18 protein-coding genes are annotated in these 16,695 nt (G+C 72.2%); 10 read left to right on the forward strand and 8 right to left on the reverse strand.

Features of this window, described 5'->3' with window-relative positions; translation table 11 throughout:
- Window positions 1-12 precede the first annotated feature (12 nt).
- From dop to prcA, 5 genes are all read left to right on the forward strand, one after another.
- Window positions 13-1,530: a depupylase/deamidase Dop gene (gene dop / locus AB0C04_RS24350; RefSeq protein ID WP_357058364.1), complete on the forward strand. Its 1,518-nt coding sequence runs from the start codon at window positions 13-15 to the stop codon at window positions 1,528-1,530.
- Window positions 1,531-1,635: 105 nt separating this feature from the next.
- A complete protein-coding gene (locus AB0C04_RS24355; protein WP_088993750.1) occupies window positions 1,636-1,851 on the forward strand; it encodes a ubiquitin-like protein Pup in 216 nt (71 codons plus the stop codon).
- 127 nt (window positions 1,852-1,978) lie between these two features.
- The gene (locus tag AB0C04_RS24360) at window positions 1,979-2,431 is read left to right on the forward strand and encodes an endonuclease VII domain-containing protein (RefSeq protein WP_357058367.1); all 453 of its coding nucleotides are present in this window, start codon (window positions 1,979-1,981) and stop codon (window positions 2,429-2,431) included.
- Window positions 2,350-3,189, forward strand: a complete 840-nt coding sequence (prcB, locus tag AB0C04_RS24365) for a proteasome subunit beta (RefSeq protein ID WP_350874310.1) — start codon at window positions 2,350-2,352, stop codon at window positions 3,187-3,189. Before AB0C04_RS24360 ends, prcB begins: the two co-directional genes overlap by 82 nt.
- A 56-nt stretch (window positions 3,190-3,245) precedes the next feature.
- A complete protein-coding gene (prcA, locus tag AB0C04_RS24370) occupies window positions 3,246-4,073 on the forward strand; it encodes a proteasome subunit alpha (protein WP_357058369.1) in 828 nt (275 codons plus the stop codon).
- A gap of 429 nt (window positions 4,074-4,502) precedes the next feature.
- Here the strand turns inward: prcA and AB0C04_RS24375 are convergent, their stop codons facing one another.
- Genes AB0C04_RS24375 through rfbB form a run of 6 tightly spaced genes read right to left on the reverse strand, consistent with a single transcriptional unit; the run spans window position 4,503 to window position 9,773 of the window.
- Window positions 4,503-5,531, reverse strand: coding sequence for a glycosyltransferase family 2 protein (locus tag AB0C04_RS24375; RefSeq protein ID WP_357058371.1), 1,029 nt, complete (start codon window positions 5,529-5,531; stop codon window positions 4,503-4,505).
- Complete coding sequence (locus AB0C04_RS24380; RefSeq protein ID WP_357058373.1) at window positions 5,528-6,835, reverse strand: polysaccharide biosynthesis protein; 1,308 nt, start codon at window positions 6,833-6,835, stop codon at window positions 5,528-5,530. The genes AB0C04_RS24375 and AB0C04_RS24380 overlap by 4 nt, the downstream gene beginning before the upstream one ends.
- On the reverse strand, window positions 6,832-7,533 hold the full coding sequence (locus AB0C04_RS24385) for a glycosyltransferase family 2 protein (protein ID WP_350874314.1): 702 nt from the start codon (window positions 7,531-7,533) through the stop codon (window positions 6,832-6,834). Before AB0C04_RS24385 ends, AB0C04_RS24380 begins: the two co-directional genes overlap by 4 nt.
- Entirely contained in the window at window positions 7,526-7,897 is a 372-nt protein-coding gene (locus tag AB0C04_RS24390) for a DUF2304 domain-containing protein (RefSeq protein ID WP_357058375.1), read from the reverse strand. The genes AB0C04_RS24385 and AB0C04_RS24390 overlap by 8 nt, the downstream gene beginning before the upstream one ends.
- Window positions 7,894-8,775: a dTDP-4-dehydrorhamnose reductase gene (gene rfbD / locus AB0C04_RS24395; protein WP_357058726.1), complete on the reverse strand. Its 882-nt coding sequence runs from the start codon at window positions 8,773-8,775 to the stop codon at window positions 7,894-7,896. Before rfbD ends, AB0C04_RS24390 begins: the two co-directional genes overlap by 4 nt.
- Window positions 8,772-9,773 carry a dTDP-glucose 4,6-dehydratase gene (gene rfbB / locus AB0C04_RS24400; protein WP_357058377.1) on the reverse strand — a complete coding sequence of 334 codons (1,002 nt, stop codon included), beginning with the start codon at window positions 9,771-9,773 and terminating at the stop codon, window positions 8,772-8,774. The genes rfbD and rfbB overlap by 4 nt, the downstream gene beginning before the upstream one ends.
- 88 nt (window positions 9,774-9,861) lie before the next feature.
- Between rfbB and rfbA the strand changes: the two genes are divergently transcribed.
- The 5 genes from rfbA (at window position 9,862) to AB0C04_RS24425 (ending at window position 14,497) form a co-directional block, all read left to right on the forward strand.
- Window positions 9,862-10,749, forward strand: a complete 888-nt coding sequence (rfbA, locus tag AB0C04_RS24405) for a glucose-1-phosphate thymidylyltransferase RfbA (RefSeq protein WP_357058379.1) — start codon at window positions 9,862-9,864, stop codon at window positions 10,747-10,749.
- Window positions 10,750-10,804: 55 nt separating this feature from the next.
- Window positions 10,805-11,428 carry a dTDP-4-dehydrorhamnose 3,5-epimerase gene (gene rfbC / locus AB0C04_RS24410; RefSeq protein ID WP_357058381.1) on the forward strand — a complete coding sequence of 208 codons (624 nt, stop codon included), beginning with the start codon at window positions 10,805-10,807 and terminating at the stop codon, window positions 11,426-11,428.
- Window positions 11,429-11,496: 68 nt separating this feature from the next.
- Window positions 11,497-12,855, forward strand: coding sequence for a Pup--protein ligase (gene pafA, locus AB0C04_RS24415; RefSeq protein ID WP_350874320.1), 1,359 nt, complete (start codon window positions 11,497-11,499; stop codon window positions 12,853-12,855).
- Window positions 12,856-12,924: 69 nt separating this feature from the next.
- Window positions 12,925-13,119, forward strand: coding sequence for a hypothetical protein (locus AB0C04_RS24420; RefSeq protein WP_350874321.1), 195 nt, complete (start codon window positions 12,925-12,927; stop codon window positions 13,117-13,119).
- 235 nt (window positions 13,120-13,354) lie between these two features.
- Window positions 13,355-14,497: an oxalate decarboxylase family bicupin gene (locus AB0C04_RS24425; protein WP_357058383.1), complete on the forward strand. Its 1,143-nt coding sequence runs from the start codon at window positions 13,355-13,357 to the stop codon at window positions 14,495-14,497.
- Window positions 14,498-14,512: 15 nt separating this feature from the next.
- On the opposite strand, the gene AB0C04_RS24430 is transcribed toward AB0C04_RS24425, so the two are convergent.
- Both AB0C04_RS24430 and AB0C04_RS24435 read right to left on the reverse strand, forming a co-directional pair.
- Complete coding sequence (locus AB0C04_RS24430; protein ID WP_357058385.1) at window positions 14,513-15,604, reverse strand: DUF3866 family protein; 1,092 nt, start codon at window positions 15,602-15,604, stop codon at window positions 14,513-14,515.
- Between the two features lie 60 nt (window positions 15,605-15,664).
- A complete protein-coding gene (locus AB0C04_RS24435) occupies window positions 15,665-16,666 on the reverse strand; it encodes a cation diffusion facilitator family transporter (protein WP_357058387.1) in 1,002 nt (333 codons plus the stop codon).
- Window positions 16,667-16,695: the final 29 nt, after the last annotated feature.

Below are 16,695 nucleotides of genomic sequence, written 5' to 3' on the forward strand. Positions count from 1 at the left end.
AGCGGGCAGTCGATGAGCGTTAGACGGATCATGGGCACCGAGGTCGAGTACGGCATCTCCGTGCCGGGCCAGGCCGGGGCCAACCCGATGGTCACCTCCTCGCAGGTGGTCAACGCCTACGGGGCGCGCCCGGAACTCAACCGCGGCGGCCGGGCCCGTTGGGACTACGAGGAGGAGTCGCCGCTGCGCGACGCCCGCGGCTTCACCTACTCCGGCGCCGCCTACGACCCGGCCGAGGCGCTCGCCGACGAGGATCTCGGGCTGGCCAACGTGATACTCACCAACGGCGCCCGCCTTTACGTCGACCACGCCCACCCGGAGTACTCCACTCCGGAGGTGACCAACCCGCTGGACGTGGTGCGCTGGGACAAGGCCGGCGAGCGGGTGATGGCCGAGGCGTCCCGCCGGGCCGCCACCATCCCCGGCACCCAGCCGATCCACCTCTACAAGAACAACACCGACAACAAGGGCGCCAGCTACGGCGCGCACGAGAACTACCTGATGCGGCGGCAGACCCCGTTCGCCGACATCGTGGCGTACCTGACCCCGTTCTTCGTCACCCGGCAGATCGTCTGCGGCGCCGGCCGGGTCGGCATCGGGCAGGACGGCGGCCAGAACGGCTTCCAGATCTCCCAGCGGGCCGACTTCTTCGAGGTCGAGGTGGGTCTGGAGACCACCCTCAAGCGACCGATCATCAACACCCGCGACGAGCCGCACGCGGACGCGGACAAGTACCGGCGGCTGCACGTCATCATCGGCGACGCCAACCTCTCGGAGATCTCCACCTACCTGAAGGTCGGCACCACCGCCCTGATCCTCAGCATGATCGAGGAGAAGGCGCTCGGCGCGGACCTGGGCATCGCCGACCCGGTCGGGGAGCTGCGGGCGGTCAGCCACGACCCGTCGCTGACCCACCTCATGCGGCTGCGCGACGGGCGGCGGTTGACCGCGCTGGACGTGCAGTGGGCGTACCTCGAACGGGTCCGGTCCTTTGTCGACGACCGGTACGGCACCGACGTGGACGCGCAGACCGCGGACGTGCTGGACCGGTGGGAGAGCGTGCTGGACCGGCTCGGCCGCGACGCGTTCCTCTGCGCCGACGAGCTGGACTGGGTGGCCAAGCTGCGGCTGCTGGAGGGCTACCGGGAGCGCGAGCGGCTCGGTTGGGGCTCGCACAAGCTCCAGCTGGTCGACCTGCAGTACTCCGACGTCCGCCCGGAGAAGGGCCTCTACCACCGGCTGGTCACCCGTGGGGCGATGAAGACGCTGCTCAGCGACGAGGAGACGCGGGCCGCGATGACCGAGCCGCCGGAGGACACCCGGGCCTACTTCCGCGGCCGCTGCCTGGCCCAGTACGCCTCGGAGGTGGTGGCGGCGAGCTGGGACTCGGTCATCTTCGACGTCGGGCGCGAGTCGCTGGTCCGGGTGCCGATGATGGAGCCGGAGCGCGGCACCCGCAAGCACGTCGGCGCGCTCTTCGACCGGTGCCCGAGCGCGAAGGACCTGCTCGAGACGCTGACCGGGGGCTGACCCGCGCCGCGAGGGCCCGTCGTACGCCGACAACGGCGCGCGGCGGGCCCTTTCGTCACTCCCGCGAGGTAAGTTTCTCGCAAGAGATCGTGGAGGAGGCAGCAGATGGCCACTCGTGACAGCGGCGGTCAGTCGCAGTCGGGCAAGTCGCGCCAGGGCGAGGAGATCGAGGACGTCACCACCGAGGCGAACCCGGAGGTCGCCGAGCGGCACGCCGAGATCACCGAGGACGTCGACGACCTGCTCGACGAGATCGACTCCGTCCTCGAGGAGAACGCCGAGGAGTTTGTGAGGGGTTACGTGCAAAAGGGGGGAGAATGAGGCATATGTCCGGTTCGTTGAGAACGCCGGACGAGATGTGCCCTCATGGCGGAACGTCGCTCCCCGCGTCAGCCTTCCGCCGCAACACGCGTCGGCTCGACGGGCCCGCGCTCTACTGTTGAGACCTGTGCGGCGGCCCGCTCGGAGGCGAGCCGCCGCAAGCGCGGGGTGGCCCGGCCACGCCGGGCCGCCGACCCGGTCGGGCAGGGTCTCAAGTGGTGCCCGGGCTGCCGGCAGACACCGGCCGCACGGTGGCAGCCGCGACTACCACCTGCGGCGGCGTTACCGCATCGGGCAGCGGGAGTTCGACGAGCTGCTGGCCGGGCCGGGCGGGGTCTGCGCGGTCTGCGGCGACCCCGATCCGGAACATGTGGACCACGATCATCGCACCGGATGGGTGCGCGGGATACTCTGCTTCAACTGCAACGGTGGTCTTGGCCAGTTCCGTGACAGTCCCACGAGGCTGGCCAGGGCGATCACGTACCTGAGAGGAACCACGTGGCAGCGGGCTTTGATCCATCCGGGCGTCTACCAGATGTGTTCACCAACGCGGGGACGTCCTCCTTCACCACGTTTCTGAGCAGAGTGGCTCCCGAGATGCTGCCCGGACGCCGGCCGCTGCCCCCGGGCATGGCCGCCGACATGGCGCCGCACGCGACCACCATCGTGGCCATCGCCGCCGCCGACGGTGTGGTGATGGCGGGCGACCGGCGGGCCACCATGGGCAACCTGATCGCCCAGCGTGACATCGAGAAGGTGCACCCGGCCGACGCCTACTCGCTGGTGGGCATCGCGGGCACGGCCGGCATCGGCATCGAGCTGATGCGACTGTTCCAGGTGGAGCTGGAGCACTACGAGAAGATCGAGGGCGCGATGCTCTCGCTCGACGGCAAGGCCAACCGGCTCGCCTCGATGATCCGGGGCAACCTCGGCGCGGCGATGCAGGGCCTCGCGGTGATTCCGCTTTTCGCGGGCTTCGACCTGGCCGCCAGCGACCCGGCGCGGGCCGGCCGGATCTTCAGCTTCGACGTCACCGGCGGCCCCTACGAGGAGACCGGCTACGACGCGATCGGCTCCGGCTCGCTCTTCGCCAAGTCGGCGTTGAAGAAGCGGTTCCGGGCCGGGCTGTCGACCGACGAGGCCGCCCGGCTGGCGGTCGAGGCGCTCTACGACGCCGCCGACGACGACACCGCCACCGGTGGCCCCGATCTGACCCGCCGCATCTACCCGGTGGTGATGACCGCGACCGCGGAGGGCACCCACCGGCTCACCGACGCCGAGACGGCGGCGATCGCGGAGAGCGTGGTCTCCAGCCGGATGGAGAACCCGGGCGGCTGAGCCGCCGTTCGCACCGTCAGCAGTCGTCCGCACAGCGCTAAGGAGAACCAGCCGCCGTGGCCATGCAGTTCTACGCCTCGCCCGAGCAGATCATGCGCGACCGCTCCGAGCTGGCCCGCAAGGGCATCGCTCGGGGGCGCAGCGCGGTGGTCCTCAGCTACGAGGGCGGGGTGCTCTTCGTCGCCGAGAACCTCTCCAGCGCCCTGCACAAGGTCAGCGAGATCTACGACCGGATCGGCTTCGCCGCCGTCGGTCGCTACAACGAGTTCGAGAACCTGCGCCGTGCCGGCGTCCGGATGGCCGATCTCAACGGGCTGAGCTACGACCGGCGGGACGTGACCGGCCGGGGCCTGGCGAACGCGTTCGCGCAGACCCTGGGCGCGATCTTCACCGAGCAGTCGAAGCCGTTCGAGGTGGAGATCTGCGTGGCCGAGGTGGGCGCCACCGCCGACGCCGACGAGCTCTACCGGCTCACCTACGACGGCTCCGTCAACGACGAGCCGGGCCGGATGGCGATGGGCGGGCAGGCCGAGTCGATCACCGGGGTGCTCAAGTCCGAGCACCGCGCCGACATGTCGCTCGGCGAGGCGGTCCGGGTGGCCGTGCGGGCGCTGGGCAGCGTGGGTGGCGAGAACGGCGCCCGGACCATCGCCGCCCACCAGCTCGAGGTGGCCGTGCTCGACCGCCGTCGGGTGGGTCGGACGTTCCGCCGGATCACCGGGGCCGCGCTGACCGCGCTGCTGGACGGGGAGGCGGCGAAGGCCGAGGGCCCGGCCGCCGGCGGTCCGGAGACGCCGGCGACGCCGACCGAGGAGGCGCAGAAGCCGACCACCTCCGCGGCCTCCGCGGACCTGGAGGACAAGCCCGGCAACCAGGCCGAGTAGACCGTCGCACTGCCGCCGGGGTCCGGGTCCGCCCGGGCCCCGGCGTTTCGCGTCCGGGTGCCGTGCCACTCGGGGCGCGTCGGGACGGGCACGCCCCGGCCGGCCTCGACCAGCCCGCAGGAAAGCCCAGGAGGCCCTGCCGGACCTGGGCCGGGCCCCGTGCGCCTGCGAGGGCCCGGAGCCCGTCAGCGCCACGCGGCGGGCCTCCGAGGCCCAGGCCACCCTGGCGGATCAGCGGGCGGCCTGTCGAGTCTGAACCACCGGCAGGCGGTCAGCGGGCGGCTGCGAGACCTCGGGCCACCGCAGGTGGTCAGCGGGTGGCGTTCCGATCCTGGCTCACCCACCCCCGAATCGGCGGGACCTGCGGTTCTGGAGCACCGGCAGATGGCTCCCAGCGGGTGGCCCGGACCCGGGCCACCCGCTGGCGGGTCAGCGGCGGCGCAGGAGCGGCTTGGTCAGGGCCCAGTAGCCGGCCGCTACCGCGTTGAAGACGCCCATGCCGGGGGGCGAGTCGACGTTCGAGGGGGCGACCCGGGCGGTCATCAGCTCGGCGATGACGCCGTCCGGAACGGTGCGCTCGGTCTGCAACTGCCGCCGGCGGGCCCGCAGCCAGGCCCGGTTGCGCCAGAGCCAGCCCCAGCCCCGGAACTTCTGCTTCGGCCAGCCGCCGGCGAGGGCCGCGGCCAGCATGGCGGCCTCGGTCAGCAGCAGCACCGGCGCGAGCAGCACCAGGGTCCGCGTCTCGTACGCGGTGAGCAGGGTGACCAGCCGGTTCCGTTCGACCAGGTAGAGCTTCAGGTCGTTGCGGGAGAACTCGTAGTGGTGCCGGACCACGGCGTCGGGCACGTACTCCAGGCGCAGCCCGCGCTGCCAGAGCCGGAGGCTCAGCTCGGTGTCCTCGTGGTAGGCGAAGTACTCGGCGGCGAAGCCGTCGAGCTCCTGCCAGCGCTGCCGGCTGATCACGAAGCAGCAGCCGCTCAGCGACGGCACGCTGGTGCGCACCGCGTGCGCGGTGGCCGGCTCGCCGTTGCCGCCGGCCCAGGAGAGGCCGGTGAAGTGCAGCGGGTTGCCGGAGGTGTTTATCAGCTCGGGCGTGTCGGCGAGCCGGATGGAGGCCATGGCGGCGCCGATCCCCGGCTCGGCGGCGACCGCGACGGTCTTGGCCAGGGCATCCGGCGCGACGATCGCGTCGGAGTTGACGAAGGCGAGCCAGTCGCCGGTCGCCTCCGCGGCACCGACCCGGCAGCCGCCGGAGTAGCCGGTGTTCTCCTCGGGCCGCAGCACCCGGACGCCGGGCAGGCCCTTGACGATGTCGATGCCGTCGCCGGTGCAGCCGTTGTCGACGACGATCAGCTCGATCTCCACGTCGGTGCTGGCCAGCACCGCCTGAGCGGCGTCGACCAGCCACGGCTCGGCGCCGTAGGCGAGCATGACCGCGCTGACCTGGGGTCGGTTCATCGGACGCCTCCGGAAACGCCGGTCGTGGCGGCCTCCCGGGTCGGGGGCGCCGTGGGGGTGGGTCGGGTGGCGCCGCGCAGCAGCAGCGCCATGGTGGCGGCCACCACGACGGAGCCGACCGTGTAGCCCAGCTCGACGCGCAGCGCGACCGACAGCGGGGCGAGGGTGGCCACCGCCAAGGCGGCCACGCCGACGGCCCAGGCGGCGGCCTGCGCGCGGTGCCGGTTGAGGGCGAGCAGGGCCTGGCCGAGCACCATCGCCCAGAGGTAGGCCAGGGTGGCGACGGCCAGCCAGGCGAAGTCGCCGTGGCCGAGGACGTCGGGCGCGTCGAAGAGAGTGCCGACCAGCCAGGGGCCGAGCAGCACCGCGCCGAGCGCGCCGAGCAGGCCCAGCGCGGTGACGACCCCCAGCGCCTTGCGCAGCAGGCTGTGGAAGGCGGTGTGGTCGCCGGTGGTCGCCGAGGTGGCCAACCCGGGCAGCAGGGAGGCCTGCAGCGAGGCGAAGACGAACAGCGGGATGCGGACCAGCACCAGCGCGGAGAGCAGCGCTCCGGCGGTCTCGACGTCGGACGGGTCGAGCAGCCGTACGTTGATCACGCCCACGTTGACCACGACCTGCGAGAGCAGGCTGGAGATGGTGAGCAGGCCGAGGCCGCGCAGAAGCAGGCCCCAGGCGACGGGCGCGCCGCCGCCGATGGCCCGCAGCACCGGCGGCAGGGTGAGCAGCACCCCGGCCAGCGGCGCGATCACCAGCACCAGCCCGTACCACAGGGGGGAGGTGACGCCGGCGAGCCCGAGCAGGGCGACCATGACGATGCGCAGCCCGCCGTCGACGCCGAGCTGCCCGCCGTACCAGGGGAAGAGCTGCAGGCCGGAGAGGATGCCGCGGGTGGTGTAGGCCACCGCCATCGCGGCGAGCGCCCCGATCAGCACCAGCACCATGTCGCCGTCGCCGGCGAAGAGCCGGTCGGTGAGGACGCGGTAACCGGCGACGACCACCAGCACCATGAGCGCGAGCACCCCGGCGGCGAGGGCGGCGCCCCGGGCGAGCACCGGCCCCGGCGGCAGCCCCTGGCTGCGCCGGGCGGCGACGATCCGGGCCACTTCCTGCTCCACCGGCATGAACACGCCGATGCCGAGGGTGAAGACGATCGACCAGAGCACCGACAGGGACGAGTAGTCCGCCTCGGTCAGGCTGTGCCCGGCGACCGCCAGGTGGACGTAGGAGGCGAGCCCCAGCAGGCCCAGCCCGGCACCAACGGCGATGGTGCCGGGCGGGACGAGGTTCAGCAGGCGACGTATCACCGGCGGATGAGCGCCAGGGTGAGCACGGCGAAGGCCCGGCCGAGGTAGATCATCGCCTTGGCGGGGGAGTGGCTGGGCGTGCCGGCCATCCGCTTGCGCATGGCCACCGGCACCTGACGGATCCGGTAGCCGCGCCGGGCGGTGTGCACCAGCGTCTCGACCGTGTCGCCGAGGTACTCCACCGGGTACCAGGTGGCGAACATGTCGATGACCCGCCGGTTGGCGGCGCGGAAGCCCGAGGTGGTGTCGGTGAGCTTGGTCTTGGCGACCCGGGAGAGCACCGCGGAGAGCATCACCATGGCCCAGCGGCGGGGGCCGCGGACCGAGTAGTCGCCCTCGCCGGCGAACCGGGCGCCGATCACCAGGTCGTTCTCGTCGAGCAGGTCGACGAGCTTCGGCACGTAGCGGGGGTCGTGCTGCCCGTCGGCGTCGATCTGGATGGCGACGTCGAAGTCGTGCTCCCGGGCGTAGCGGTAGCCGAGCCGCATGGCCCCGCCCACCCCGAGGTTGTAGGGCAGCTGGGCGACGCGGGCGCCGGCGGCGGCCGCGACGGCCGCGGTGCGGTCGGTGGAGCCGTCGTCGACGACGAGCACCTCGACGCCGGGCAGCTCGCCGCGGACCTCGCCGACCACGTCGGCGATGGATCCGGACTCGTTGAGCGCCGGAATGATGATCAGGACGCGCTTGCCGTTAACCATCGTTGGACACCAGTTCGTTCCGGGCCGCCCGCTCGGCGTCGATCTCGGCGCGGAGCAGGGCGAAGTCTTCGGCCAGGGTGCGGGTCTCCTCCTCGAGGGCGCTGACCTCCCAGCTCAGGTGCACGCACACCAAGAGCAGGAAGACGATGCCGAGGAAGAGCACGAGGCTGACGCCGGCGGCGACGCCGAGCAGCTCGGCGACGTTGTCCAGCAGCCGGGGGAAGAGCGACAGCGGGATCACGATCAGCAGGACGCCGAACCAGAGCATGCCGTACTTCTCGCGGAGCTGGCGGCGGCGCAGCAGCTCGACGATGGTTGCCAGCAATATCAGGCCGGTCAGACCGGTGACAAGGGTGAGCTTCATGTGACCTTCCACGGGGGAGCGGAGGGGGCAAAGGCGGCTGCCAGGGTGGCTTGCCAGTCCGGCATCGCTGACAGGCCCGCGGCGATCCAGCGGCTGTGCCCTAGCACACTGTACGCCGGTCGGGGTGCGGGACGCGGAAACCGGTCGCTCGTGGTGGGGCGGATCCGCTCGGGATCGAGCCCGTGCAGGGTGAACGCGGCCCGAGCCAGGCCGTACCAGGTGGTCTGGCCGGTGCAGGTGCCGTGGTAGACGCCGGGCGCGGCCCGGCCGGCGAGCGCCGCGTCGGCGAGCGCGACCAGCTGGCTGGCGAGGGCGTACGACCAGGTGGGCTGGCCGTGCTGGTCGTCGACCACGTCGAGGTGCTCGCGCTGCCGGGCCAGCCGCAGCATGGTGGCCACGAAGTTCGGCCCGTGCGCGCCGTAGAGCCAGGCGGTGCGCACGACGTAGCCGGCGTCGGGCAGCAGCCGGGTGACGCTCTGCTCGCCGACGAGCTTGCCGCGGCCGTACGCGTTGACCGGCGCGGTGGGCGCGTCCTCCGGGTAGGGCTGCTCGGCGTCGCCGGCGAAGACGTAGTCCGTGGAGACCTGGATGAGCCGCGCGCCGGTGCCCGCGCAGGCCCGGGCGAGGTGGGCCACGGCGTGGCCGTTGACCGCGGTGGCGGCCTCCTCCTGCTGCTCGGCGCCGTCGACGTCGGTCCACGCCGCGCAGTTGATCACGACGTCGTGCCCGGTGACGGCGGCGCGGACCGCGTCGCCGTCGGTGATGTCGACCTCGGCCCGGGTGGCGGCGGTCACCTTGAGGTCGGGCCGGTCGGCGAGCACGTCGAGCAGGTCCCGGCCGAGCATGCCGCCCGCGCCGGTGACGAGCACCCGGGTCATGCGGCCGGGGCCGACTTCAGCGGCTCCCACCAGGCCCGGTTCTCCCGGTACCAGCGCACGGTCTCGGCGAGCCCGCGGTCCAGGTCGATGCTCGGGGCGTACCCCAGCTCGTCGCTGATCTTGGTGATGTCCAGCGAGTAGCGGCGGTCGTGGCCCTTGCGGTCGGCGACTGGGACGACCCGGTCCCAGCCGGCGCCGCAGGCCTCCAGGAGCAGGCCGGTGAGCTCCTTGTTGGTCAGCTCGGTGCCGCCGCCGATGTTGTAGACCTCACCGGCGCGGCCCTTCTGCTGGGCCAGCGCGATGCCCCGGCAGTGGTCGTGCACGTGCAGCCAGTCCCGCACGTTCCCGCCGTCGCCGTAGAGCGGCACGGTGCCGCCGTCGAGCAGGTTGGTGACGAAGAGCGGGATGACCTTCTCCGGGAACTGGTACGGCCCGTAGTTGTTGGAGCAGCGGGTGACCACCACGTCCATGCCGTGGGTGCGGTGGTAGGCCAGGGCGAGCAGGTCCGAGCCGGCCTTCGACGCCGAGTAGGGCGAGTTCGGCGCCAGCGGCCAGGTCTCGGTCCAGGAACCCTCGTCGATCGAGCCGTAGACCTCGTCGGTGGAGACGTGCACGAACCGGCCGGTGCCGTGGCGCAGCGCGGCGTCGAGCAGGGTCTGGGTGCCGAGCACGTTGGTGGTGACGAACGGCGCGGCGCCGGCGATCGAGCGGTCGACGTGCGATTCGGCGGCGAAGTGCACGATCACGTCGTGTCCGGCGACCACCTCGTCGACCACCTGCGGGTCGCAGATGTCGCCCTGCACGAAGCGCAACCGCGGGTCGTCGCGGACCGGGTCGAGGTTCGCCAGATTGCCCGAGTAGGTCAACTTGTCGAGCACGGTGACGGTGGCCGGCTCGATCGCGGGTACGTCGGCGGCGCTGCCCAGGGGCTTGCCCAGCAGCAGGCGAACGTACTCCGACCCGATGAATCCGGCTCCGCCGGTGACGAGGATCCTCACGGGTCCGAAAGTGTACGCGAAGTGAACCGGCGGCCGGGGGACGGCGACCCCGGTGTCCGATTGCCGGCGTGGCCGGTAGGCTCCCCCGGTGCGCGGAATCCTACTCGCCGGCGGCACCGGATCTCGGCTCTGGCCGATCACCCGGGCAGTGTCCAAGCAGCTGATGCCGGTCTTCGACAAGCCGATGATCTACTACCCGCTCTCCACCCTGGTGATGTCCGGGGTCCGGGAGATCCTGGTGATCACCACGCCGGAGGACCAGGACCAGTTCCGCCGGCTGCTCGGCGACGGCAGCCAGTGGGGCCTTCGGTTGGAGTACGTCACCCAGGCCCGGCCGGAGGGCATCGCGCAGGCGTTCGTGCTCGGCGCGGACTTCATCGGCGACGAGGCGGTCGCGCTCGTCCTCGGCGACAACATCTTCCACGGCGTCGGCCTGGGCCGGCAGCTGACCGCGCACGGCGACCTGGTCGGCGGTCGGGTCTTCGCGTACCCGGTGGCCAACCCGGAGGCGTACGGCGTGGTCGACTTCGACGCCGACGGCCGGGTGCTCTCGATCGAGGAGAAGCCGGCCCGGCCGAAGTCCCGCTACGCGGTGCCGGGGCTCTACTTCTACGACAACCGGGTGGTCGACATCGCCCGCAAGCTCACTCCGAGCGCGCGGGGCGAGTTGGAGATCACCGCGGTCAACGAGGCGTACCGCGAGATGGGCGAATTGTCGGTCACCGTGCTCGACCGGGGCACCGCCTGGCTGGACACCGGCACCTTCACCTCGATGATGCAGGCCGCCGAGTTCGTCCGGGTGATCGAGGAGCGGCAGGGTCTGAAGATCGGTTGCGTGGAGGAGGTGGCCTGGCGGGCAGGCCTGCTCGACGACGCGCAGCTGCGGTCGCTGGCCGAGCCGCTGACCAAGAGCGGTTACGGCGACTACCTGCTCGGCCTGCTCACCGAGAAGACCGAACAGGCGCTGATTCGGTGAGCGTGAGGAGTGAGCCGGGTCTGCGAGCCCCGCAGTCGCGAACGGAGATGGCCCGGTGAAGATCGCACCGCTGAGCATCGAGGGCGCCTGGGAGATCACCCCCCAGCAGCACGGCGACCCGCGCGGGCTGTTCATGGAGTGGTACCGCTTCGACCGGCTGGCCGAGGCGGTCGGCCATCCGATGCGGCTGGCGCAGGCCAACCTTTCCGTCTCCGCCCGCGGGGTGGTCCGCGGCATCCACTTCGCCGACGTCCCGCCCGGTCAGGCCAAGTACGTCACCTGCGTACGCGGGGCGGTGCTCGACGTGGTGGTCGACCTGCGGGTCGGCTCGCCCACCTTCGGTCGGTGGGAGGGCGTCCGGCTGGACGACGTGGAGCGCCGCGCGGTCTACCTCAGCGAGGGGCTCGGACACGGCTTCTGTGCGTTGAGCGACGACGCGACCCTGAGCTACCTCTGCTCGGCCACCTACAACCCGACCGGCGAGCACGCGGTGCACCCGCTCGACGAGGAGCTGGGCATCGAGTGGCCGGCCGACGTCGCGCAGTTGTCCGCTCGGGACGCCGCGGCGCCCACGCTGGCCGAGGCGCGTGAGTCCGGCCTGCTGCCGGACTACCAGGCGTGCCGGGCGTTCGTGGCGTCGCTTGGCCCGGACGGTATGTCGCACTCGGACGGTATTTGACCGTAGCGCCGGCACGACCTGTGGTGTGACAGTGACGAACGGGGCCTCCGGGCGGCTAATGTCACACCATGGAGCGGCGAATCTTCGGCCTCGAGACCGAGTACGGCGTCACCTGTACCTATCGCGGACAGCGGCGGCTGTCCCCTGACGAAGTCGCCCGATACCTCTTCCGTCGAGTGGTGTCCTGGGGCCGGTCCAGCAACGTGTTCCTGCGCAACGGGGCCCGGCTCTACCTGGACGTCGGTTCCCACCCGGAGTACGCCACCCCCGAGTGCGACTCCGTGGTCGACCTGGTCGCCCACGACCGGGCCGGTGAGCGGATCCTGGAGGGCCTGCTCGTCGACGCCGAGAAGCGGCTGCACGACGAGGGCATCGCGGGCGAGATCTACCTGTTCAAGAACAACACCGACTCGGCCGGCAACTCGTACGGCTGCCACGAGAACTACCTGGTCTCCCGGCACGGCGAGTTCGGCCGGTTGGCCGACGTGCTGATTCCGTTCCTGGTCACCCGGCAGCTGATCTGCGGTGCCGGCAAGGTGCTGCAGACCCCGCGGGGGGCGGTCTACTGCCTCTCCCAGCGCGCCGAGCACATCTGGGAGGGCGTCTCGTCGGCGACCACCCGCAGCCGCCCGATCATCAACACCCGCGACGAGCCGCACGCCGACGCCGAGCGCTACCGGCGGCTGCACGTGATCGTCGGCGACTCCAACATGAACGAGGTCACCACCCTGCTCAAGGTGGGCACGGCCGACATCGTGCTGCGGATGATCGAGGCCGGGGTGGTGATGCGCGACCTGTCGCTGGAGAACCCGATCCGGGCGATCCGCGAGGTGTCGCACGACATCACCGGCCGGCGCAAGGTGCGCCTCGCCTCCGGCAAGGAGGTCAGCGCGCTGGAGATCCAGCAGGAATACCTGGCCAAGGCGACCGAGTTCGTCGAGCGCCGCGGCGGCGACCAGACCGCCAAGCGGGTCGTCGAGCTGTGGGGCCGGGTGTTGAACGCGGTGGAGTCCGGTGACCTGGAGCCGGTCTCCCGGGAGATCGACTGGGTGACCAAGCTGCGGCTGATCGAGCGCTACCAGCGCAAGCACGATCTGCCGCTGTCGCACCCCCGGGTCGCCCAGATGGACCTCGCCTACCACGACGTGCGCCGCGGCCGCGGTCTCTACGGGCTGCTGGAGCGCCGCGGCGAGGTGGACCGGGTGGCCACCGACCCGGAGATCTTCGAGGCCAAGGAGACCCCGCCGCAGACCACCCGGGCCCGGCTGCGGGGCGAGTTCATCCGGCACGCCCAGGAGAAGCGCCGCGACTTCACCGTCGACTGGGTGCACCTGAAGCTCAACGACCAGGCGCAGCGCACCGTGCTGTGCAAGGACCCGTTCCGGGCCTACGACGAGCGCGTCGAGCGGCTGATCGCCAGCATGTGACCGGGCGGACCGGGCCGGCGGCGGTGGCGCCCGTCACCGGCCCGGCCGGCCCGGTAGGCTGGCCGGGCCATGACGACGTCTCCGAGCCCCGAGCCCACCGAGGGCGGCCGCCAGCGACAGAACTGGGTCGAACGCCGCCGCGAGAAGATCCGCGCCGAGATCGAGCGCAACCGGCGCGGTGAGTACACCGTGCCCACCTGGGTGCTGGCGCTCGCGCTGGTGCTGATCGTGGGCGCCTGGCTCGCCCTGATCTTCCTCGCCTGACCCCATCGCCCGCCCTCGGCCGGCTGTTCGCGCCTCCGCCGCCCGCGCCAGCCCAATCGCCTCAATCGCGCCGTCGAACCGTCGCCCGGATGCCGGCCGGCGTGACCCGCGCGGGCCAGCGGTTGGCCCGGTCGGGTCGCCGCCGCGGGTACCCGCCCGGCGTCGCCGCCGCGGTTCAGCGTTCCCGTGCACCCGCGTCGGCGGTCACCGGGACGCGACGACGCGGGAGGCGATCATGGACGACGACACGAGGGTGCCGCAGCCGGTGCGCGGCGGCAAGGGCTGGCGTGACCCCGGGCCACGGGACGTCACGCGGGACCGGGAGAACCCCGACCTGCTGGTCCCACCGGTCACCGACGCGGGCACGCTGCCCAACATGCGGTTCTCCTTCGCCGACGCGCACACCCGCATCGAGCAGGGCGGCTGGACCCGCGAGATCACCCAGCGGGAACTGCCGATCGCCACCGAGCTCTCCGGGGTGGACATGGCCCTGGAGCCGGGGGCGTACCGGGAGCTGCACTGGCACAAGCAGTCCGAATGGGCGTACGTGCTGAGCGGCAGCTGCCGGATCAGCGCGGTCGACCAGGAGGGGCGCAACTTCGTCGACGACGTGCGGGCCGGGGACCTGTGGTTCTTCCCGCAGGGGGTGCCGCACCACATCCAGGCCCTCGACGAGGGGGTGGAGTTCCTGCTGGTCTTCGACGACGGCGCGTTCTCCGAGAACGGCACGTTCCTGATCAGCGACTGGTTCGCGCACACCCCCCGGGACGTGCTGGCGAAGAACTTCGGCTGGGCGCCGGAGCTGCTGGATCGGCTGCCCGAGCGGGAGAAGTACATCTTCGCCGGGCAGGTCCCACCGTCGCTGGACCAGGACCGGGTGATCAGCCCGACCGGCAACGTGCCCAGCACGTTCAGCCATCGGATGCTGACCCAGCAGCCGCAGCGGTTTCCCGGCGGCACGGTCCGGATCGCCGATGTGGCGAACTTCGCCGCCGCGACCACCATCTGTGCCGCGCTGGTCGAGATCGACCCGGGCGGGCTGCGGGAGATGCACTGGCACCCCAACGACGACGAGTGGCAGTACTACATCTCGGGGCAGGGCCGGATGGGCGTCTTCGGCAGCACCGGGGTGGCGCGGACCTTCGACTTCCGCGCCGGCGACGTCGGGTACGTGCCGTTCGCCTACGGCCACTACATCGAGAACCTCGGGCCCGAGCCGCTGGTCTACCTGGAGATGTTCCGCAAGCCCCGGTTCGCCGACATCTCTCTGACCCAGTGGATGGCGAACACCCCGGCCGAGGTGGTGGCCGACACCCTCAACCTGCCCCGGGAGGTGATCGCCGGGCTGCCCCGGGACAAGCGTCCGGTCGTCCGCTGACCGCCGGAGCGGGCGTCACTCCCCGCCGAACAGGGCGGCGGCGTGTCGACCGGCGGCCGCGGCGGCGAGGAAGTAGGCGTGGTCGGCGTCCAGGCCGCGGCCCATGGTGGAGAGCGGCGCGGCGCTGGCCCGCAGCGCGGCGTCCAGCCCGTCGGTGGGCACCCGTACGATCCGGTGCCGCGTCGCGAGCGGGACGAGCGCCGCGTCGACCTCGGCGGCCAGTGCCGGGTCGAGGCCGTCGGGCACCACCAGTTCCGCGGCGGCGAGCGCCACCCGGCCGTACGCGGTGAGGCTGTGGTGCGACACGCCCCGGTGCCGCGGGCGGGGGTCGGCTGCGGAGATGCGCAGCGAGCCGACCGGCCGCCCGCCCAGCGTGGCGACCGCGTTGACCGCCTCGCCGACCGCCACCCCGGAGAAGCCCCAGCGGGTGCCGGTGCCGAGGTTGCCCGGCCCCTGGGCGACGATCGCCACGTCGGCGTCCAGCACGTGCCGGGCGGCGAGCAGCCCGCTGTGCAGGGTGCTGGCCTCCAGGTCACCGCCGAAGGCCTGCCCGACGCTGATCGTGCCGACCAGCTCGTCGCGCAGCCCGGCGAGGGTGCGGGAGAACCAGGCCGGCAGGGCGCCGCCGTCGGTGAGGAGGTACGCCACCCGGGCGTGCGGCGCGTCGGCGCGGATGCCGGCCAGGATCGCCGGCAGGGCCGAGTGCAGGTCGGCGGTGACCACCGGCAGCCCGGCGAGGTCATCGGCGCTCTCCAGCACCGCCCGGTGCGGCGAGGCTTCCTCGTCCACCCCGAGCAGGATCGGCTGCAGTGGCGTGTAGCGGGCCTTCACCAGGTGCCCGGCGTCGCGGCTGTCGCCGGACACGGGCGGGTCCGGCGGTAGCCGGTCGGGCAGCGCGACGACCAGCGCGTACCCGCCGGTGCCGAGCCCCATCAGCAGCGCGCCGGCGTTGAGCAGCACCCGGTCGCCGGGTTCCGGTCGGCCGACCAGCTCCGGGTAGGCCAGCGCCCGCATGGTCGAGCCGTCGGGCAGCGCCACGTCCAGCTCCACCGCCCCGGCCCACCCTCGCCGCAGCGCCGTCACCGTCCCGGACCGCCATCGCACCATGACGGGCACGCTAGTCGGCGCGTCCACCACGGCCCGCGCCCGGGTCGGCGCGCGATCGGCTCAGCGCGGGTCGGTCTCGGTGGGCCCGCCGTCCGGCAAGGGTTGCCCGGTCGACTGGGCCGGTGGGTCGGCCTCGGTCAGCGATCCGGTCGGGTCGAGGAAGAGGTAGCGGATCTCCGGGTAGCGGTCCCGCAGCCGCCGCTCCGCCTCGTCGGCGGTGGCCTCGATGGCCGCGCCGGTGGCTTGGTCGTTGAAGTCGACCTTGGCGGCGACCAGGATGTCCGTCGGGCCGAGCTGCATGGTGAGCAGCGTGCCGACCTGCCGCACCTCGGGCAGCCTCGCCAGGGAGTGCTCGATCTCGCGCCGCAGCCGGTCCGACACCCCCCGCCCGACCAGCAGCGACAGGTTGCTGTACGCCAGGATCCCGGCGACCACCAGCAGCAGCACGCCGATCAGGACGGAGGCGACGCCGTCCCAGAGCTCGTCGCCGGTGAGCTCGGAGAGGCCCACGCCCAACCCGGCCAGCAGCAGCCCGATCAGCGCCGCGCTGTCCTCCAGGAAGACCGCCTTGACCGTGGTGTCGGCGGTCAGCCGCAGGTACCGCCGCGGGGTGGTCCGCCAGCGCCGCGACTCGCGGCGAACCTGGCGTACCGCCCGGGCCAGCGAGATCGACTCGATCGCGAAGGAGACCGCCAGCACCAGGTACGAGACCAGGTAGTCCCCGCTGTGCTCGTGCACCAGGATGGTGGTCACGCCGTGGGTGATCGCGAAGCCGGCGCCGGCGACGAAGGTGAACAGGGCCGCGAAGAAGGCCCAGATGTAGCTCTCCTTGCCGTAGCCGAACGGGTGCCGGGCGTCCGGGGGCCGGGCGCCGCGACGCAGCGCCATGAAGAGCAGCACCTCGGTGGTGGTGTCGGCGACCGAGTGCGCGGCCTCGGAGAGCATCGACGCGGAACCGGAGATCAGGCCGGCGATCAGCTTGGCCACCGCGATGGCGAGGTTCGCCGTGCCGGCGACGACCACGGTGCCGACGCTCTCGCTCTTGACCTCCGGCTGGGACATGAGGCAACCCTATGGCCGCCCGTGGCCCC

It is taken from the genome of Micromonospora sp. NPDC048909 (assembly GCF_040649635.1).
Classification (GTDB): Bacteria; Actinomycetota; Actinomycetes; order Mycobacteriales; family Micromonosporaceae; genus Micromonospora.